Here is a 19,721-nt window from a genome sequence, read left to right as displayed (position 1 = left end):
CATTGAAGAATATCGGAGAATATATCAGAATATATCAGGTTATTGCTTAGTAAACAATATTTATTTTTACAGATATTCTCCTATATTCTAAGATATACTGCGAAGCAGGTAGAACGCAAGTTGCAGGCTCATCTCTCGCCTGCTATTTTACCACATAGTCATTATGATGAAACAATAAGGTGGAAATTACCACGTAACTTGACGCTAATCACACTGTAACTTGAGTCACTTCAGCACGTAACTTGACGCAAATCACAATACGTTTTGACGCAAGTTACAAATCAGCGATACATGTAGTTAATAACTATTTGATTATCAGTTTATTATAAACTATCATGAAGATACTCAGATTACTGACTAAAGGATAATGACTACCCAATTCTTCAGCCCTAAGAAAGGAATGATAAAGAGAAGTCAAACACTAAGAAACTATAATAAGAACAGGATTGAGTTAAGAGAAGAAAGATAATATTTTGGAATTTCAGCTATAATAAAAAATGCAGTGAAACAAGAGTTGTTTCACTGCATTTTCTTTGGTATAGCTTTATCACTAAGTTTTTCAAGCTAAAGAAAAGCAAGGATATCAGTCTGTCTTCTCCTCGAAAGCGGCTGCTTCGGCAGCTGCAATGATTTCCTCATCGGTCTGCCTACGCGCACTGATATCGCTCAAATCAAATTCGTCTTCATGTGTTTCGGTTTTCTTTTCGCCCACTTCCTTGTCAGTGTTATACATCGGAGAACAGCGGCGTTTCTTAGCCGGTCGGTCTTCATAGACCTTTTCCCGGAACACGTTTTCATGCTTTTCTTCTTCCCTGACAACAGGCTGTTCGCCCTGTGGAATAATGAAATTATCGGCAAGTTCAGTGCTCGGCACGTTCTCAACAGGCTCTTCTTCCATCTTCGTGCGGTTGGCCTTGGCAGCAAACACAGCATCAATGAACTGGGGTTTCTTGCGCAGTTGCTCCAACGTTAGCTTGCAGGCAAGCTGCTGACTCTCCTTTTTGCTGTAGCCAACACCGTCACAACCGTCAATACCTTCAATGACAACCTTGTAGTTGAAAATAGGACTTCCATTCTTATCTTTTCCCTGTTCAAGGATTTCAAAGTCGAGTTTAACGCGGTTTTTCTGACTCCATTCAATGAGTTTACTCTTGAAATTCACCTCTTTATAAGCCACCTTGTCGATGTTGATCATCTGGGTCAAGATGCGATGCTGCATGAAGTTCATGCATGCATCATAGCCTCTGTCGAGATAAACAGCACCGACAAGTGCCTCGAAAGCATTTCCTCCCATGTAGCTGTTGTGAGAAGAACTGCGCCCGTTACTAAGTATCAGTTTGCTGATACCCAACTCATTGGCTAACTTGTTGAGTGTGTCACGCTGCACAAGTTTAGAGCGTGTGTTCGTCAAAAAGCCCTCACGCTTGCCCGGAAAGTGCTGATAAACGATGTCACCCACGATAGCATCGAGAATAGCATCGCCCAGAAATTCGAGCCGTTCGTTGTTGACAGGCTTTCCCTTTGCATTGCGTCGCATGATGCTTTTATGCATCAGAGCCAGTTTGTAGTAGCTGATATTGCGCGGATAAAAACCGAGAATAGCGTATAAAGACGAATAAAGCTCCTTCTCCTTACGGAAAGGAAGCTTTATTCTATCAATGATATTATTCAGCATATTTCTTGAAAACAACGCAGCAGTTGTGGCCTCCAAAACCGAAAGTGTTGCTCAATGCCGCACGAACTTCGCGCTTCTGTGCTTTGTTGAAAGTGAAGTTCATCTTGTAATCCAATACTTCATCATCGTCACCCTCAACGTGGTTGATGGTTGGAGGAATGATATCGTTCTTCACACTCAATACACAAACCATTGCTTCTACAGCACCCGCAGCACCCAAAAGGTGTCCGGTCATACTCTTTGTAGAACTGATATTGAGCTTATAAGCATGCTCACCGAAGACATCCTTGATAGCTTTAGCCTCAGAAATATCACCTACCGGAGTAGAGGTTCCATGTACGTTGATATAGTCAATGTCCTCTGTTTTCAGGCCAGCATCCTTGAGTGCATTCATCATGACGAGCTTTGCGCCCAAGCCTTCCGGGTGAGAAGCAGTGATATGATAAGCGTCGGCACTTGCTCCCTCGCCTACCATTTCAGCGTAAATCTTTGCACCACGTGCCTTAGCATGCTCCAACTCTTCGAGGATTAAGCATCCGGATCCCTCGCCCATCACAAAGCCATCGCGACTCGCACTAAAGGGACGACTTGCATGTTCGGGGTCATCATTGCGGGTTGAAAGGGCATGCATGGCGTTGAAACCGCCCACACCACACTCGCAGATGGCTGCTTCAGCACCACCACTGACAATGATGTTCGCCTTACCTAAACGGATAAGATTGAATGCATCGGCCAAAGCGTTGCTTGAAGATGCGCATGCACTCGTCGTCGTATAGTTTGGACCATGGAAGCCATACTGTATACTTATCTGACCGGATGCTATATCTGCAATCATCTTTGGTATGAAGAAAGGATTGAACTTAGGTCCATCAGCACTATGTTGACCATAGTATGTCACCTCATCTTGAAAGGTTTTGATACCGCCAATGCCTACACCGTAGACAACACCAATGCGATTCAAGTCTTCTTTTTCAAGGTCGAGACCTGCATCTTTGATGCCTTGTGCAGCACTGATCATTGCCAGTTGGCAATAACGGTCCATTTTTCGTGCCTCTTTCCGGTCGATATAATCGTTCACATTCAAGCCTTTTACCTCACAGGCAAACTTAGTCTTGAAATTCGTTGTATCGAAATTAGTGATTGGGGCAGCACCACTCTTGCCTTCGAGCAAGTTCTTCCAGGTTTCTTCGGGAGTGTTACCAACGGGTGTAACAGCACCAAGACCTGTTACTACTACTCTCTTTAATTCCATAATATATAAAAAAATGATTAGGGATTAGGGATTAGTGATTGGGCACAACAGGCTGTAACCCAATCCTTAATCACTAATCCCTAATCTTATAATTTGCAAAATAACTTAAACTAAGCTATTACTTTGCGTTCTCTTCGATGTACTTAATAGCGTCACCTACAGTCTGAATAGTCTCTGCCTTATCATCTGGAATAGAGATACCGAACTCTTTTTCGAATTCCATAATCAACTCTACAGTATCCAATGAATCAGCACCAAGATCGTTTGTGAAGCTTGCTTCTGGCTTAACTTCAGCCTCGTCTACACCGAGTTTGTCTACGATAATAGCCTTTACCTTGCTTTCAATTTCTGACATAATAGTTACTTTTTAAAATGTTTATAATTAATTTCTAAATGAAAAACTGGTTGCAAAGGAACTAATTTATTTTCAATTTCCCAAATATTTTACACAAAAAAGCGCCTAACACTGCACAAACACCCCCTAAGTGTGTAATAAATTACTTCAAAAAACCTCTTTTCTTACCTTTTCATTCTCATTTTATTTATCTTTATGAAGAAGCAAAAAATGAGTTTTCTCACTCTTTTTCATATCCTTTTCTTGCTGTTTTCACTATTTTATTCTACCTTTGCAACAATGTATTTTTATGCAATATGCTGCTTGAAAAAATAGATAACGGCAACGAACAGAACATATATCAGAAATTAAACAAAAAGAAAATCAAATGAAGAAATTTGCTATTGTCATCCTTTCTCTTGCTTTTTCAATCATGAATGTGTCTGCACAGACAACCACAGACTCCATAGATAAACCCGTAAGAAACATTTCTGCAGAACTTCTCGGCCCTTCAAACATGCTTGGTGTTCACTATGATTCGCGTTTCAAAGGCAACAAAGGCTGGGGCTATTCGGTGGGATTGGCCTGGGCTTATCTGTCGACCGACAACTTCATTAATGATATCAATCGTTTCAACATCATTTCTTTCGTACCGCGATTGAACTATCTTATCGGGCGTAAAAATAAAAAACTTGAACTCGGTTTAGGTACAAATCTCGGCGTGGTTTTCGGCAGAAACGAGTATGATGCGTATAAGATTGAGCAGCAACCTGACCATTCCTACCAGTTAGTTTTCGACAAACATGTGAAAGAAAACCGTAGTTTTGCCTTCTACTATCTGTTCACCAACATCGGTTATCGCCGTCAGGCACCTCACGGTTTCATGTTCCGCGTGGGCATTTCTACAATGTTCGGATTTGGCGGAGACCACTCCATCAAGAACATTTATCTTAGTCCTTACCTCGGTTTCGGCAAGTCGTTCTGAGCTATTTCAATTGAAAAGCTTAGCTATTTTCTCAATAATCATCTCGGGACTGATATTGTTCATGCAGGCATAATCACCACGCAAGCAGGGCTTGTTGCCATAGACGGAGCATGGACGGCACGGCATATCCAACTGAACAGCATTCTCTTCGCTTTGTTTCCACCCCATGAAACCCGCGTAAGGATGCGTGGCTCCCCAGATGCTTACTACCTTTGTACCCACCAATGAGGCCATATGCATGTTGCCACTGTCCATACTCACCATGACATCCAAATGGCTCATGAGTATCAATTCGTCGCCCATTCCACCGAGAACTGCCGACGCATTCGTGCAATTGGCATAGCGCTTGGCCCATGTGTCAAGCACTTCGCGCTCTTTTCCACCACCTCCAAAGAAGAAAACACGGGATGAAGGATAGGTCTTGATGAGTTTTTCAACCACCTTTTCCATTTTTTCCAAAGGATAAATCTTCCCCTTATGGGCAGCAAACGGGGCTATACCTATCCACTTCTGAAACTTTTTTTTCTCACCAATCACATTTGAAATCCGGCGCAGATTACCGCCGTCAGCGGGGAATATCGACTGAAAATCGAGCTTCACAGGATAGCCCAACCTCGCCAACACAGCTGTATAATTATCGAAAGACGTGGGCTGTTGCACTTTCACCTTATTCTCCTTCCTGCACAGAAGCCGTTTTCCCTTGCGGTTCTTATTGATATGTGCCACCCTGAAACGAGCCATATTGAAACGCAAACGCAGGTATTCCGACCGTAAAACGTTGTGCATGTCGGCCACTTCCGTAAAGTTCTTGGCCAACAATCTGCGATAGAGTGCATTCAAACCCCTGATGCCCCGATATTCATTCTTGATGTCAGCAGACATAAAACTCACGTTGGGTGCCAGATTTTCAAAGAACGAATGAGCAAACGGTCTGCTCAAAACGGTGACATGAACATCAGGATACTGTCGTGCCAACGAAGCCACAACAGGAACCAACATAGCCACATCGCCCATGGCAGAAAAGCGGATAATGAGAATATGTTTCATGGAAACAGGCGGCCACCTACGGCATATCATCGAATAAGCGATCGCATCCTATAAGCAGTTATAATTTAGTTTAAAATATATTATTTCTTATAAAGCACCGGATTTGTATCGACATCGTTATACATCTTCATCTGCCGATACACCTTCATATACTTTCTTCCGGCCGCTATGTCTTCAAGCAATTGGTCGATAGCTGTGCTTAGATCCTTCTGTTGTTCAAGCAACACAGACAGCTTTGCCTTGCATTTGGCCACATGTTCCGGCGTGGCATCCGTGCGCTCTGCCTGCTCTTTCATGTGATAAATCTTCAGTGCAAGAATGCTCAAACGGTCCACAGCCCATGCCGGACTCTCGGTGTTGATGCGTGCATCAGCATCAACTTTCACCTCTTTATATAGTTCGCGGAAATAAGAGTCAATCTGTTCCACGAGGTCAGTGCGGTCTTGATTGCTCTTGTCGATACGTCGTTTGAGCGCCAAAGCCTCAACAGGATCAATCTCCGGATCACGGATAATGTCTTCGAAATGCCATTGCACGGTGTCAATCCAACATTTCAGATAGAGTCTGTTTTCTATTGTTCCCTCATCAAAAGGATTACAGATAGGCGTGTCGATGTTATCTTTAACATGGTAATCATGGATTGCCTGATTGAATATTCTATTGGAATCTTGTGTGAAAGACATACGATTTAATTTATAGGTTTGTTATGCAAAAGTAAATATTAATTTTCAAAATGACAAATAATTGTCCACAATAAGTGTTGATAAGTCTGTTGAAAAGCTGCTCATAACCCATGGAATAACTCTGCCGTTATCCACAGTCTGTGCCTCAGTCTGCCTCGGTTGTGGATATCCACAGCTTTATGCTATCGTTTTACTTCATTTTTCAACGCTTTTCAAACCATGAAAGATATCAACTTATTAAATATCTCCTGATTTCATGTTTTGTGGATAACTCTCTATCTTCATGATATCCAACAGATAGATATAAAACGAGCAGTTGATAAATAAGAACTAAATGTTGATAATGGAAAAACAAACTTTTTATCTCTTTACTTATCAACATATCCACATCAATTCTTCTTATTCTTAATTATTTTCTTTTAAAATTTAAAGATATAGAAATAAGAAATAAAAGTGGAAAAAGCAGGATATCATAAAACCATATTGTAAAGATTATTACCTATAAAAACCCACTTCCCGACACCACCAAATAGAAAATGAAATGCAGTTTTCATGGCGTTGTTTTTCATTTTGGCGCTCCTTGTTGCTGCATTTCAATCCTTTTGAAGTGCCATCTGCGTCATATCATCGTTTCATTTGATGCAGATGACGCTGTGTTTTGATTGAGATTGCTGTGTCATCTGATGCTGATTACCATGCAATATGCCTCAAATCATGACGCTTTTTGAATGAATATAGCCCATGATTTGCTGTTTATCTATATAATATATTGATACTCAATGCGTTGCTTATAACGTCCATAACTCGCGTATTTGCAGCCAATGCTTTTCTTTTTTCAAATGAGGCTGTTCCTGAAAGGGTGTTTGTAAAGAAAATTAGTAGTCGTTCATGAGGCGGGAATGGAGCTGTTGATACATGGTGTTTTTAGTGGTGTGATGCTGAAGAAAAACAGTATGTTTCAGAGGTTTATCATCAACCTGTAGGACAGTTGCAGTAAAAAAGGCTTTTTTTACGTATTTTGTACAATAATATATATGGTTTTGTGTTATACAGATATAGCGTGAAATACGCTCCATGAAGACGAAATGAAAACACGGATTTAACTTTAATAGCGCTATGATATATACGAGAATATCAGCTGAAGAAGCTGCGGCGATGATCCAGAATGACGAGACTGTTGCCCTTTCGGGGTTCACTCCTAACGGCGTTGCAAAGGCAGTTTTCCGCGAACTCTCCAAGAGAGCCCGCCGAGAACACGAGGCAGGACATCCTTTCAAGGTAGGAATCATCACCGGAGCCTCTACGGGTCAGAGCGTGGAAGGCGACATGGCAGCTGCCAATGCCATTAAGTTTCGCACGCCGTTCTCTACGAACAAGGACTTTCGTGAGCATGTAAACGCTGGCGAAATAGACTTCGAGGACATGCATCTTGGCCATGTTGCCGAGCGACTTCGCCGTGGTTTTTATGGCGAAATCGATTGGGCTATCATCGAAGTGAGCGGTTTCATGCAGGCCGGAAGCAAGTATAGAGGTTATCTGACGAGTGCAGGCGGCGTGGTTCCTACAATCGTTCGTATGGCCAAACACGTGATATTAGAGCTTAACACCTTTCACAGTCCGCAGTCACGCCTGTTGCATGATGTCTATGAACCTGCGCGTTGTCCGCATCGTCTGCCTATCATGATCAATCATGTATGCGACAGAATAGGGCGGGAATTCGTTGAAATTGACGGTGATAAGATTGTGGGTGTCGTGGAATGTTGCATTTCTGAAGAAGCAAGGTCGTTCAAACCGGTTGATGAAGTGACCCAGAAAATGGGGAATTTTGTAGCTGATTTCTTGGTCTCCGACCTCAAGAGAGGACTTCTTCCCAAGGAGTTCCTGCCTGTTCAGAGTGGCGTTGGTGTCATCAGTAATGCCGTTTTGGAGGCGTTGGGCAATCATCCTGCCATTCCTGATTTCTCAGTTTACACGGAAGTTGTGCAGGATGCAGTCATCAATCACATGAAAAAGGGCAAGATTATTGATGCGAGTTGTTCCTCTTTGACAGTGACAAACGAGACTCTCTTGGATATTTATGCCAACATGGACTTCTTTTCTCGCCACGTAGTTATACGCCCGAGTGAGATCAGTAACTCGCCCGAAGTGATCAGAAGGCTTGGAGTTATCGCTATGAACACAGCCATGGAGTGCGACATCTACGGTCATGAGAACTCCAGTCATGTGTGTGGCAGTCAGCTGATGAACGGTATTGGCGGGTCGTGTGACTATGAACGGAATGGCTATTTGAGTATTTTCACGATGCCGAGTACCATAAAAGGCGGTTGCATCAGTACGATTGTGCCGATGTGCAGCCATGTAGATTCAACCGAACATGATGTAGATGTGATTGTAACCGAGCAGGGAGTGGCCGACTTGCGAGGTAAAGGACCGTTGAGAAGAGCCCAGGAAATCATTGAAAACTGCGCTCATCCCGACTATCGTCCGTTGCTGCGCGACTACCTACGCATAGCAGGTGGCGGGCATGAACCACAGAGTTTGCGCTCAGCTTTCGCTTTCCATGACGCTTATCTTACAAAAGGTGACATGCGATTGGCAGCGTTTTGAAATCAAAACGCCTGACTATTCACATATAGAATAATCAGGCGTTTCTATTGAATGTCAACTGTCATTAGATGATAATCAGGTCTTTTTGTGCATAAAAGTCCTCTATTGTTTTCACGATAGCCTCTGAAACGGCGGTGTCGATATAGTTGTAAGGGCGTTGGGTTTGAATGACTTTGACAAAAGAAACGAGTTCATAGCGTATGCCTTCTCCGTCGAGTTGATAGAAATATCGCTTGTTGTTGGCAGGATTTTCTTTTCTTATTTCAAAGTAATCTGTTTTCCACCACGGTGAAGGTACATAGATATAACCCTCTGTTCCCGAGATAATGAGTTCACCTTCCGACTTCACTCCCTGTCCCACTTTGATAGAAGCTACGGCGTGAGGATAGATGAATGAAATCTTCGTAAAGGCATCGAAGAAGTTTTTGTCATCATCAAGTCGGCTGATCATCTGGCGCTGACAGTAGTCTGTTCCAAGCAGTTGGAAGATGGGAAGCAAGGCAGTTGGTCCCCATGCACAGATGCTGTTCCATTCTTTCTGCACGTTGGAAAGACTGGTACATGTGGCATCTATCGACACAATATCGCCGATAACGCCTGTCTTGGCCAGCAGAATGAGGCGATAATAAGCCATAGAATAGGCTGTTTTCAGTGCATCTGAAAGGATACATCCCTGTTTTTCGGCCAATTCATGGAGTTCTTTATATTGTGCCATGTCAATGGTTATAGGCGATTCGCAAAGCACATTCCGCCCATGACTCAAAGCTTTTTTGATGTCTTCATAATGCGAAACCGGACTTGATATGATATATACGGCATTGCAATTGTCGAGCAAGGCGTCGATATTGTCATAGGAAGGAATGTCTTTAAGGTCGCTGCTGAGCTTGAAATCTGTCCGCGAAAAGATGCCGCTAATGGTCAATCCGTTTACATAGTTGGCTTCTCTCACGATTTTATTCAGTATCGCTGACTCTCCAATGAGTCCCAAATGAACATCGCATTTTTCTGCTCTCAGTTCAGAACTTGATATTCCTTGTGTCCTGTCTAAATAGACAACTTTGCAGTATTCGTTGAGATAATCGAAGTGACCTTTCCAGTCTGAGCCCACCGTGAAGATGTCTATATCTAACCGTTTGATGTCATCAATCTTCTGTCCTTCATATTCTTCAACAATGATTTCATCGGCAAGGCCCGTTTGTTTTACGTTTTCAATGCGTTCAATGAGCGACTGTTGTACGTTGATTTTACCTCGGGCACGGTCGAAGTTGTCGGCTGTAACGCCCACAACAAGATAATCTCCTAAGGCTTTTGCACGTTCCAACAGTCGGATATGTCCCTTGTGTATCAGGTCATAAGTACCGTAGGTGATGACTTTCTTCATGTTTTTTGTTTATAGAAGTCCTCGTTTTTGCATGTCTTTCATTGCCTCAATGAGTCGCGTGTTGTCGTCAATGGTGAGTGAACCGATATGACCTACGCGGAAAACTCGGTCGCGCATATCACCTCCGTTAGGGCAAATCCAGATGTGATATTCGTCTTTCAGCGTCGTAAAGATGTCATAAGCCGACACATTTCGAGGGTGAAGCGGAGTCACTGCATTGCCCGGTGAATGAGAAACAAAGTCGAATGGCAGTTCTTTCACGCGCTGGCGGAAGTCGTCTGCAAGTGCTTTTATCTTACGTCTTTCGGCTTCTTCGCCTCCAGCTTCATCTATTTCGTGCAGTCGCATGTTGATTTGTCGAAGAATTCCAACGGCAGGAGTGAAGGGCGTTTGACCGCGTTCGCCATTTTTCAAGGCGTCTTTCAAGTCGAAATACATACAGCCGGCATCGTGGTTGTAAACGCGTTCTACGCCACGAGGTGACAGTGTAATAATTGAAATACCCGGTGGACAGGCCAATGCTTTCTGTGAACCTGTAATCATAACATCGGCACCTAAAGCTTTCATGTCAAACTCGTCAGCCAAGAAAGAGCTTATCGCATCAACGACAAGGAACAGATGATTGCGTTTACAAAAGGCGCTGATGCGTTCTGCATCGTAATGAACACCCGTGGAAGTCTCGTTGATATTGACCAAGAAACCCGTGTAACCTTGCTGTTCATAAGGTGCAAGCATCTCATCAGTGATATCATATCCAAACTCAGGAATAAGCTCTGTACAGGGTATATGATGTACTCCACAGAGCTGAACAAAGCGCTGTCCGAAGCTACCTCCATTGATAACAAGAAGTTTGTCGTTAGGGGTAAAGGTATTCATGATAGTTGCTTCCATAGAAGCTGTACCCGAACCGGTGATGAATACCACTCTTGATGCCTCGTCAGCCTTAGCAAATTTCTTGATAAGGGCTTCGTTTTCAAACATCACTTGTGAGAATTCAGGAGTTCGAAAGTATGGAACTTGCTCACTACCTATGGCTCTTACGCCCTCACTTGACATCACCGGACCAACGGTGAAGTTTAACATTATGTCCTGATCTTGCATCATTAACAATACTATTATAACCTATTTACATACAAAAATAATAAAAATAATTCGTTATAAAGGCAGAAATTCGTTATTTATCCTTACCTTTACTCAAAATTATTACATTCAATATGAGAATCGTTTTGTTTTGCGAGAATAAGTATGCCATAGATATTTTGCATCCCATTCAATTGGAAGCAGACCGCGAAGGAGGGAATGAGGTGCTGTGGTATGTGTATGAAAAGAAGATTCCTGACTTTCCTTTGAAGCATGAAGTGCGTTGGACGGCGAGCATGCAAGAGACTTATGACTTTATGCCCGAAGCCATCTTCGTGCCTGGAAACATTGTTCCCTACTACCTTTCTGGTGTGAAAATACAAATCTTTCATGGCTATGCAGCTGAGAAAAAAGACCACTGGATTATCCGAAGATACTTTGATTGTTACTTCACGCAAGGCCCTTACTTCACTAAAAAGTTTAAGGAGTTGTCGTTGAAATACGGAGATTTTGAAGTGTTGGAAACGGGTTGGCCACGCCAAGACTGGATAGCTGAACACCGAAATGACTTTAATCAGGAGCGCGAACAGCTGTTAAAGCAGTATGGAAAGCAGCAAATTGTGCTCTATGCACCTACGTTCTCGCCAAAACTCACGTCACTTCCGCTCATCAAAGATAACTTAGTGAAACTCAGTAAGCAAAAGGATGTGTTGTTGTTGATGAAGTTTCATCCGCTGACACGCCAGGAATGGGTGGATGAATACAAGGCTTTGGCGGCACAATATGACAATATTGTGTATGTCGATGACTACAGTGTGACGAAATATATGCTAATGGCTGATGTGATGATCAGCGATACTTCGTCAACGATTTATGAGTTCTTGTTGCTCGATAAGCCTGTAGTGACGCTCAATGCCATATCGAAGGACATCTATTGGAAGAACATAACAGACCCTAATCTCCTATGCGATGCCGTGGAAGATGTCGTGGAAAATGAGGACTATGTGCGTCTTCGCAGGTGGGTGATTGACAATTACGACCCCTATACCGATGGCAAAGTAGCCCATAGAATGCTTGAAGGTGCACGCGATTTTATCCGCAGAAAGGGTGTGCCCAAGAAGAGAAAACTCAATCTGTGGCGTCAATACACGAGCATCAATACCTTTGGACGCATCAAGAAAAAGAAATAAACGGGAAAAGACCAAAGTGTTTTGAAATGGCGAAGAAAGGTATTAGAGTTGACAGGAAATGAATAGTTGATTGTAAATTAAAATTAAACTCAATTTGGAAACGCCTTTAAAAAACATTACCTTTGTGTCGGGGAGAGCAGATATCTGCTTTCCCCTTTTTCATGTTTACTTGGAAATAGGCTTGTAATATGGTTCAAATCATCGTGTAATATGACTCAAATTAGCGTGTAATTAGACTCATATTACTAACTAATATGCATCAAAAAGTAAGGTGAAATGACTCAATTTGGAGTCTAAAGTGTTGATAATAGCCTTTCAATCTTTAATGTTTCTATTTATCAACACCCTCTAACTGTAATTAATTTTGATTATTTTCTTAAATAAATATAATTAAGATTTGATGTTATTTTGCAGGTTGTAAACGCATTATCTGTATGTAGTTATTGCATAAATTGTTAGGTATCATAAAAAATGTTGTATGGCATTCTGTGTTATTCAATTCTTCTTTGAGAGTCGATTAGCCCATGCATCAGGAAGTATTAAAAATAAGAAAGACAGACAAACAGAAGAAATTTTGCTGTAATACAGCGTTATTCTTTTCTTTATCTGTCTTTTCTTGAGTTTAGTATTAACGCCTTTTATGGTTGTGTTATTCAGCTAATGCTGTTCTTTTTTGCTTTTTATATTCTGCTGTTTCAAATAAGAGCGATAGGGAAGTTGCAAGTCGAGAAACCTGAAGTTCTGCGGAGGGAGTTCGCTTGGCATTTCCATATAGTTGCCATAGCAGTATTTCAGATATTCATCGGGCTTGGCAACACCCATGAAAGTGTGGCCTTCAAAGGTGATAGGAGTAGGCTCTCCATAAACCTCACGCGCCAGAATTCCGCGGTCAGGTGCGTTGTCATGGTCGGCAACGAGCGTTGAACTGTCGAAGTCATACTCGCTTTGTATCTTGTCAAGTTTGCGGTGTAGCCATGCAGAAGAAAACAACTTATGGCACATCTTGATGAAAAGACAGTCAATGCCACGACCATGTTTATAAGGATCGCGCAGGTTATAATACATCAGTCGCACGAAGAAATCATATCTCATGTAGTGCCATCTGCGTTTCAATGGATTTTCGGTCATGCCATCAAGTGGGAAGATATCCACTGGAAGTCCACCAATGAAGTTGAAGCTTCGGCGCAGGATATAGGTGGTTTCTGCATTTTGAATGCGTGCGAAAGCATAGGGATAATAGGGGTTTTGAATGCCGCTGACGAGTTCTATATGCTTGGGAAGCCATTCGTTGGCGTGTGCAATGAGAATGTTATAATCCTTTCGTGGCAGTGCTATGTCGGCATCGTCATCCCATGGAACGAAGCCTTTATGCCTCACGGCTCCCAGCATTGTGCCGGCTAAAAGATAGTAGCGCAGGTGGTGTTCACGGCATACACGGTCGATATTGACCATGATGTCAAGGATATAAGCCTGAAGTTTCTTCGTCTCTTCGTCTGAAATCCTTGTCTTTTGTTCTGTCATTTTATTATTGTTTTTATAATGTTTTAAGAAATATTCTGTACAAAATGGGGTGTTAAGATGCTTATAATTAAAGGGGATGAAGTATTTTTTTACTGCGTAGTTCTGAAATATTTATCTAACACAAGCATGGAGATGATGCATTCACGCCGGGGATTTCTGAACTTGTCTACATATTCATGCGCATGGTTGATGATGCTTTGTGCTTCGTCGGGATGACTGATATAATAGTCGATTTTAGCTTCCAAATCAGAGTAATCGGCCTTTACCTCGATATAATGATAATCGGGAATGAGCGTTCCTTCCATAAACCATGTTTCATAAGTCGGGCGTGGCATGACGGCAATTGAATTTGATGACATAATCCATTTGAGGTTGCTCGCCACGTCGTTGCCTTCTAAAGCCATGATAAACTTATAGGAGAGATGCTCGCGAATGGTCATTTTCTCAGTGTACCATTCATTGAAACCTTTGTCGATAACTCCTATATTAAAGCGTGGATTGCCAAAGAATTTCTTGACGAAATCATATCGGTTTTGCTTTAAGGTGTTGCTGTCAAACTGTCCGATAAGCCCTCTGAAAACCACTTTGTCGGCTTTCTCCGTGAATTTGAGTCGGTCGTTTACGAAAAGGAAATGACGCACTCTGTCGAGCTTCAGCAGTACGGAATTGGCATTGTTACCCTTGATAGGTCGGCTTTTCACTATAGCAGGTATGTCGGGAACCCAGGTGACATCGCCCGGTTGGAGGTACCATTTTCGGTGTAAGGGAAAGGACTTTGCATAGCGGAAAGCATCAAGATAATAAACCGATTGGCCTGTTTTCTTCTGTTCAGAGAGTTTTATGGCTTTCTGTCGGAATGCAGGAAGGTCTATTTCTGAACGATGAAGTTTGTTGTAATATTCCACACGTTTCGTAATCTCATCCCAGTCATTGCGTTGTCGTGCCTTTGAGATAATGGCTTTACGAAACCATGAGAGCAGACAGTGAGGCATTGAAATCCAAAGGTAAGAGGTAATATAATATCTCAATTTTGAATTTTTCCCACTGTGTAGAATATAGTAGAGTTTACGATTCATCTTCATCTTCTTTGCCCATTAGAAAGTAGGTTTCTTGTCTTTTTCTCATTGAAATTGAGCCAGGATAAGCAATAGTTCAATGTCTGATAGATGTTATTCTTCCTTGCGTCTTACGACCTTTCCATTCTTCACTTCCCAGTTTTTATTAAATTCTTCACGTGTTCTTTTCCAGCGATTATGGCTCCATAGGTAAAGTTCGGGCTGGTTTCGAATGGATTTTTCCAGTTCTTTATAGTATAAATCTGTGATTTCAAAGTCGGCCATCTCTTTGGTATTACGGCTGATAAGACGCATTTCACAGTTATAGTGGCCTCTTTTCACGCGTGTAACATGGCCATAAAAGAAGGCTTGTCCAGTGTGTTTGACAATTCGTTCAGCTCCCGTGAGCACCGGAGTATCGTGGTGTAGGAAGTCAACCCAATGATGTATGTTCCACCAGAGAGGTACTTGATCGGATATATAGCCTACAACGAGAGGCTTCCCTTCGTGTGTAAACTGGATAATCTTACGCAAAGACTCCTGCATGGGAATGCAATATGCTCCCTGACGCTCGCGAACAAACTTGAAAAGACGGTCGAAGTATTCGTTTTCAAGCGGGTGATAAAGCTGACAACAAAGGGAATTTGGTGCCCAATAAGGCATGGAGGTAATCCATTCCCAATTGCCAATGTGACCCAGATAAACGCCTATAGACTGTCCTTCGAACAATATTTGATTGAATGTCTCCATGCCCGTGAAAGTCATTCTCTTCATGATTTGCTGCTTGCTTATAGTCATCAGCTTCATCGTTTCGACGAGATAATCACAGAACCAATGGTAGAATTTGTGTTCAATCTCATGCAGTTCAGCCTCTGTTTTCTCAGGGAAAGAGCTGGTTAGATTGCTCCATATCACGGCATGACGATAGCGAACAACGTATGCCATGAGCAGATAGAGCAGGTCGGAAAAGCAATAAAGCAGCCATAAGGGGAGCAAAGACATTGCCCACCAAAAGCCATAAGCGATGGTATAAGCTATATATAACAGTGCTTTTTTCATATTGTTTCGGACAGAACTTAGAGTTTATTCTTCACCATTCGGTACATATATTGATAGATGATGGCCTTGAGTTCGGTCTCCATCTGGTGCTGTTCTTTCACTTTTCCTACGAGGTTATGTTCCATGAGCAGGTCAGTGAGACGATAAATGGCCTTGGTTTGTTTGCCATCCCATTGCAGAACATAACCATATTTCACGTATTGATAGATGCCGTTGAGATAGTTCACGGCCCATGTTTCGCTTGCAGGCGTGCCGAGAAGGTTGCTTCCAAAGGCTATATATGGCCGGTGATAACCTATATAATCAAGTAGTGTTGGCATGATATCTATCTGCTGTGCGATGCCATCTACACGTTGAGGCTTGATGTCACCCGACGGGTCATATATAATAATAGGTGAGCAGAAACCTCCTATGTCGGTTTTATATTGTGCATGATCACTTTGGTTGGTGTGGTCACTGGTAAGCACAAAGATAGTGTTCTTGAACCATTTCTGCTTGCTTGCCGAGGCAAAGAATTTGCCAATGGCCATGTCGGTGTAGCGTATGCACTTTTGAATGGGCAGGTGTTCTTCCTTATAAACGTTCTTATATTTATTGGGAACAACGAATGGGTCGTGGCTTGATACAGTGAAAAGTGCCGTCATGAAAGGCTCTTTCATCTCTCCCATCTTCGTGCAATAGTATTGAAGGAAAGGCTCATCCCATATTCCCCAGTTGCCGTCAAAGTCCTTATCGCCACCAAAGCGAGGGTCTTCATCATAGTCTTGGCGGCCATAATAGTTTTGAAAACCAATCTTTTTGGAGAATGCCAGAAAGCCCATTGAACCGCGGTTTGCCCCATGGAAGAATGCCGTCTGATAGCCCCAATGACTTAAAAGACCAGGTATACCTGTATAATCATTCATCGAAGCGGGCGTAAGAATAAAGGGCTCACCGAAGCGGGGAATGCTGCAAAGAATGGAAGGCATGCCGTCAATGCTCTTTCGTCCATTGCAGAATGAATAGCGATAGACAAGACTTTTCTCAATCAATCGGTCTACATTGGGCGTATATCCCTTGTATTTACCGTCGAAAAAGTCTTTGTTAAAGCCACCGATATATTCTCTTCCAAAGCTTTCAACAATAAGAATAACAATGTTTTTCTTCTTGATTTGTCCCTTCGGAATAGTGATGTAAACAGGCGAATAGACCTTTTCGGCCTCATAGAGTGATGTGTAATAAGGAGGTATTTCGAAGTCGGATTTGCCAATAGTACGTATTAATGCGAACGGCGTATTAAGTACAACAGCGCAGTCGGTGGGTCGTTCTACAAACTGATTTGCATTGCTTATGGTGATAGGACGCACGCCCGACTGCAGTCCTCCACGGCATCCTGCTACAGTAGCAATACCTGCAAGCGCAAGGCAAACAAAGAGTTTGACCGTATAAAGCCACCGATTTTTTGCTGAAACAAAGTCGCGATAGTCGGTGCGGGGCATGGCATAGAGTTTCCATACGGCCCAAATGATTACGCCAAACACAAGGAGAAGATACCAATGAGTCAGCGTGTTATGAAGGATGATGCCTGTAATGTTGTTCTCATTGCTAAATTCACGGAATACGCTTGTGGTCGTTCGGCGTAATGTGAAAGGGAAGTAAACGGCATCGGCAAGGTTGATAGCTAATGCAATGGCATTCACAACAACAAACAGCCACTTACAAATGCGATGATATATCGACGTTTCTTTCAGCCAAAGGGGAAAGAGCATGAGGATGATATAGGGGATATGTGTGTAGAGAATGGCTGTGGTGTCAAACATCAAACTGCCCTTTATCCATTGACCGATAGCATCATTCCTGATCCCTTCTGCAAAGTAACTGTAGTTTACCAGCACATAGGTGAGGCGTGCAAAAAAATAGATAAGATAGGCCAACAGCAGGTTGATAATCAATGCTATCGGCGAGGCGAATGTTGATTTTAATAGGCGTTTCATTCTGTTTAATCCTTTCTTTATCTTACACTTGCTGCATATCGTGTAGCTTTTTGTAGTATCCGTTGTTGCGAATGAGTTCTTCATGCGTGCCACGTTCTATGATACGGCCCTCATGGAGCACGCAGATTTCGTCGGCATTCCTGATTGTTGAGAGGCGATGGGCTACGGCAATAGTGGTTCTGGTCTTCATTAAATGCGTCAAAGCATCCTGTACAAGACGTTCACTCTCTGTGTCGAGAGCTGATGTTGCTTCATCAAGTATGAGGATAGGTGGGTTCTTCAAGATAGCGCGGGCAATGCTCACACGCTGCCGTTGACCACCCGAAAGGCGTCCACCACGGTCGCCTATGTTCGTGTCGAAGCCGTTTTCGCTTTGCATGATGAAGTCGTATGCGTTGGCTATTCGGGCTGCATTGGCAATTTGTTCATCGGTAGCTTCGACCGTTCCAAACTTGATGTTATTCTTGAAAGTATCGTTAAAGAGAATGGCTTCTTGGTTGACATTGCCGATGAGTCGGCGCAAATCATGAATGCCAAGGTCTTTAACGTTGATGCCATCTATGAGTACTTCGCCCTTCTGTACATCGTAGTAACGTGGAATAAGATCAACAAGTGTAGACTTTCCAGAGCCACTCTGTCCCACCAAAGCAATCATCTTGCCTTTTGGAATAACAAGGTTGATGTCTTTCAACACCCACTGTTGGTCGTATTTGAACGACACATTGCGGAATTCAATCTCGTGTTCAAAGGCCATGATAGGATGTGGATTGCTCTTTTCCTTGATGCTGATTTCAGCCTTGAGGATTTTATCTACGCGCTCCATACTGGCCAAACCTTTCGGAATGTTGTAGCCGGCTTTCGAGAATTCTTTCAGCGGATTGATGATGGAATAAAGCATCACGAGGTAGTAGATGAACTTAGGACCGGTCAAAGTGTGGTTGTTCAGCACAAGCATACCACCCACCCAAAGCACGATAATAATCATAACGGTGCCGAGAAACTCACTCATTGGATGCGCCAGTTGCTGTCGGATATTCACTCGCATGACATTTTTACGGTAGTTACTGTTTACTTTATCAAAGCGTTCATTCATCAGTTTCTCTGCACAGAAGGCCTTGATGATGCGTAAACCTCCGAGTGTTTCCTCCACCTGACTCATCGTATCGCTCCACAATCCCTGTGCTTCGATACTCTGTGCCTTAAGTTTTCGGCCCACAAAGCCCATGAACCAACCGAATATAGGCACAAAGATAATCGTGAAAAGTGTAAGTTGCCACGAGGTAACAATCAATGCTATGAAATAGCTGATGATGAGAATGGGGTTCTTGAAAAGCATGTCAAGACTCGCCATGATAGAGTTCTCAATCTCCTGAACATCACCACTCATGCGGGCGATGATGTCACCTTTGCGCTCTTCACTGAAGAAACCAAGCGACAAGGCATTGATTTTCTGATAGAGTTGATTGCGGATATCGCGCACAACTCCTGTTCTAATAGGGATTATCGTGGCTGAAGAAAGGAAGTAGGCTCCGGTTTTCAGCATGGTCATGAAAGCCAGAAGTATGCCGATAATAAGCAATGTATTGGCCTCTCCTGTCGTTACTATGAAGTGCTGAATGTAGTAGTTGGCATTGTTGGTCAACATTTCTACCATGCTTTCTACACCATGCACATTGTCCCAAGTGATGAGTTTCGTGACAGGTTTTACATCACTTGTCTTAAACAAGATCTGCAAAATAGGAATCAATGTCATGAACGAAAAGATATTCAGCACCGCTGAAAGGATGTTGAATATGACGCTCCAAACCAGATATTTCTTATAAGGTGGAACGAAACGGCGCAGCACTTGCAGGAACTCTTTCATACGTCTTCAACCTTT

The 19,721-nt window shown here is 42.7% G+C and carries 15 protein-coding genes; 3 read left to right on the top strand and 12 right to left on the bottom strand.

All coding sequences use genetic code 11. The features are described from left to right. Positions 1-583: 583 nt before the first annotated feature. From rnc to HMPREF2983_RS09570, 3 genes are all read right to left on the bottom strand, one after another. Positions 584-1,675, bottom strand: a complete 1,092-nt coding sequence (gene rnc / locus HMPREF2983_RS09580) for a ribonuclease III (RefSeq protein ID WP_018921126.1) — start codon at positions 1,673-1,675, stop codon at positions 584-586. After that, complete coding sequence (gene fabF / locus HMPREF2983_RS09575) at positions 1,665-2,927, bottom strand: beta-ketoacyl-ACP synthase II (RefSeq protein WP_070667910.1); 1,263 nt, start codon at positions 2,925-2,927, stop codon at positions 1,665-1,667. The genes rnc and fabF overlap by 11 nt, the downstream gene beginning before the upstream one ends. 118 nt (positions 2,928-3,045) lie before the next feature. Next, complete coding sequence (locus HMPREF2983_RS09570) at positions 3,046-3,282, bottom strand: acyl carrier protein (protein ID WP_004373076.1); 237 nt, start codon at positions 3,280-3,282, stop codon at positions 3,046-3,048. 367 nt (positions 3,283-3,649) lie between these two features. Here HMPREF2983_RS09570 and HMPREF2983_RS09565 point away from each other — a divergent pair, with 367 nt between their 5' ends. Further along, positions 3,650-4,246 (top strand): hypothetical protein, encoded by a 597-nt coding sequence (locus tag HMPREF2983_RS09565; protein WP_070667908.1) that lies wholly within the window; start codon positions 3,650-3,652, stop codon positions 4,244-4,246. Between the two features lie 6 nt (positions 4,247-4,252). Here HMPREF2983_RS09565 and HMPREF2983_RS09560 read toward each other — a convergent pair whose 3' ends face one another. Together HMPREF2983_RS09560 and HMPREF2983_RS09555 are read right to left on the bottom strand one after the other, a co-directional pair. After that, complete coding sequence (locus HMPREF2983_RS09560) at positions 4,253-5,293, bottom strand: glycosyltransferase family 9 protein (protein ID WP_070667907.1); 1,041 nt, start codon at positions 5,291-5,293, stop codon at positions 4,253-4,255. Positions 5,294-5,373: 80 nt separating this feature from the next. Next, complete coding sequence (locus HMPREF2983_RS09555; protein ID WP_004377945.1) at positions 5,374-5,976, bottom strand: DUF4254 domain-containing protein; 603 nt, start codon at positions 5,974-5,976, stop codon at positions 5,374-5,376. Positions 5,977-7,092: 1,116 nt separating this feature from the next. Here HMPREF2983_RS09555 and HMPREF2983_RS09550 point away from each other — a divergent pair. After that, entirely contained in the window at positions 7,093-8,583 is a 1,491-nt protein-coding gene (locus HMPREF2983_RS09550; protein WP_070667906.1) for a butyryl-CoA:acetate CoA transferase, read from the top strand. Positions 8,584-8,647: 64 nt separating this feature from the next. On the opposite strand, the gene HMPREF2983_RS09545 is transcribed toward HMPREF2983_RS09550, so the two are convergent. Together HMPREF2983_RS09545 and HMPREF2983_RS09540 are read right to left on the bottom strand one after the other, a co-directional pair. After that, positions 8,648-9,964, bottom strand: a complete 1,317-nt coding sequence (locus tag HMPREF2983_RS09545) for a Gfo/Idh/MocA family oxidoreductase (protein WP_070667904.1) — start codon at positions 9,962-9,964, stop codon at positions 8,648-8,650. Between the two features lie 9 nt (positions 9,965-9,973). After that, positions 9,974-11,068: a pyridoxal-phosphate-dependent aminotransferase family protein gene (locus tag HMPREF2983_RS09540; RefSeq protein WP_070667902.1), complete on the bottom strand. Its 1,095-nt coding sequence runs from the start codon at positions 11,066-11,068 to the stop codon at positions 9,974-9,976. Positions 11,069-11,178: 110 nt separating this feature from the next. On the opposite strand from HMPREF2983_RS09540, the gene HMPREF2983_RS09535 reads away from it, so the two are divergent. Further along, positions 11,179-12,234 (top strand): CDP-glycerol glycerophosphotransferase family protein, encoded by a 1,056-nt coding sequence (locus tag HMPREF2983_RS09535; protein WP_070667900.1) that lies wholly within the window; start codon positions 11,179-11,181, stop codon positions 12,232-12,234. A gap of 657 nt (positions 12,235-12,891) precedes the next feature. Here the strand turns inward: HMPREF2983_RS09535 and HMPREF2983_RS09530 are convergent. The 5 genes from HMPREF2983_RS09530 to HMPREF2983_RS09510 all read right to left on the bottom strand — a co-directional run bounded on the left by HMPREF2983_RS09530 (position 12,892) and on the right by HMPREF2983_RS09510 (position 19,706). Beyond that, complete coding sequence (locus tag HMPREF2983_RS09530; protein WP_070667898.1) at positions 12,892-13,755, bottom strand: LicD family protein; 864 nt, start codon at positions 13,753-13,755, stop codon at positions 12,892-12,894. 89 nt (positions 13,756-13,844) lie between these two features. Next, on the bottom strand, positions 13,845-14,837 hold the full coding sequence (locus HMPREF2983_RS09525) for a glycosyl transferase family 90 (RefSeq protein ID WP_070667896.1): 993 nt from the start codon (positions 14,835-14,837) through the stop codon (positions 13,845-13,847). A gap of 87 nt (positions 14,838-14,924) precedes the next feature. After that, positions 14,925-15,869, bottom strand: coding sequence for a lysophospholipid acyltransferase family protein (locus HMPREF2983_RS09520; RefSeq protein WP_070667895.1), 945 nt, complete (start codon positions 15,867-15,869; stop codon positions 14,925-14,927). Positions 15,870-15,886: 17 nt separating this feature from the next. Beyond that, positions 15,887-17,842 (bottom strand): LTA synthase family protein, encoded by a 1,956-nt coding sequence (locus tag HMPREF2983_RS09515; RefSeq protein ID WP_070667893.1) that lies wholly within the window; start codon positions 17,840-17,842, stop codon positions 15,887-15,889. Between the two features lie 22 nt (positions 17,843-17,864). Continuing rightward, entirely contained in the window at positions 17,865-19,706 is a 1,842-nt protein-coding gene (locus HMPREF2983_RS09510; protein WP_070667891.1) for an ABC transporter ATP-binding protein, read from the bottom strand. Positions 19,707-19,721: the final 15 nt, after the last annotated feature.

This window comes from Prevotella sp. HMSC077E09, from assembly GCF_001814685.1.
Taxonomy (GTDB): Bacteria; Bacteroidota; Bacteroidia; order Bacteroidales; family Bacteroidaceae; genus Prevotella; species Prevotella oris.
The sequence above is the reverse complement of the archived record's forward strand: the minus strand, read 5'-3'. Positions and strand labels throughout refer to the sequence as shown.

Bases quoted from the DNA above. Each gene is read 5' to 3' on its own strand.
- rnc (WP_018921126.1), bottom strand. From the start codon at position 1,675: ATGCTGAATAATATCATTGATAGAATAAAGCTTCCTTTCCGTAAGGAG.
- fabF (WP_070667910.1), bottom strand. From the start codon at position 2,927: ATGGAATTAAAGAGAGTAGTAGTAACAGGTCTTGGTGCTGTTACACCC.
- HMPREF2983_RS09570 (WP_004373076.1), bottom strand. From the start codon at position 3,282: ATGTCAGAAATTGAAAGCAAGGTAAAGGCTATTATCGTAGACAAACTC.
- HMPREF2983_RS09565 (WP_070667908.1), top strand. From the start codon at position 3,650: ATGAAGAAATTTGCTATTGTCATCCTTTCTCTTGCTTTTTCAATCATG.
- HMPREF2983_RS09560 (WP_070667907.1), bottom strand. From the start codon at position 5,293: ATGAAACATATTCTCATTATCCGCTTTTCTGCCATGGGCGATGTGGCT.
- HMPREF2983_RS09555 (WP_004377945.1), bottom strand. From the start codon at position 5,976: ATGTCTTTCACACAAGATTCCAATAGAATATTCAATCAGGCAATCCAT.
- HMPREF2983_RS09550 (WP_070667906.1), top strand. From the start codon at position 7,093: ATGATATATACGAGAATATCAGCTGAAGAAGCTGCGGCGATGATCCAG.
- HMPREF2983_RS09545 (WP_070667904.1), bottom strand. From the start codon at position 9,964: ATGAAGAAAGTCATCACCTACGGTACTTATGACCTGATACACAAGGGA.
- HMPREF2983_RS09540 (WP_070667902.1), bottom strand. From the start codon at position 11,068: ATGATGCAAGATCAGGACATAATGTTAAACTTCACCGTTGGTCCGGTG.
- HMPREF2983_RS09535 (WP_070667900.1), top strand. From the start codon at position 11,179: ATGAGAATCGTTTTGTTTTGCGAGAATAAGTATGCCATAGATATTTTG.
- HMPREF2983_RS09530 (WP_070667898.1), bottom strand. From the start codon at position 13,755: ATGACAGAACAAAAGACAAGGATTTCAGACGAAGAGACGAAGAAACTT.
- HMPREF2983_RS09525 (WP_070667896.1), bottom strand. From the start codon at position 14,837: ATGAAGATGAATCGTAAACTCTACTATATTCTACACAGTGGGAAAAAT.
- HMPREF2983_RS09520 (WP_070667895.1), bottom strand. From the start codon at position 15,869: ATGAAAAAAGCACTGTTATATATAGCTTATACCATCGCTTATGGCTTT.
- HMPREF2983_RS09515 (WP_070667893.1), bottom strand. From the start codon at position 17,842: ATGAAACGCCTATTAAAATCAACATTCGCCTCGCCGATAGCATTGATT.
- HMPREF2983_RS09510 (WP_070667891.1), bottom strand. From the start codon at position 19,706: ATGAAAGAGTTCCTGCAAGTGCTGCGCCGTTTCGTTCCACCTTATAAG.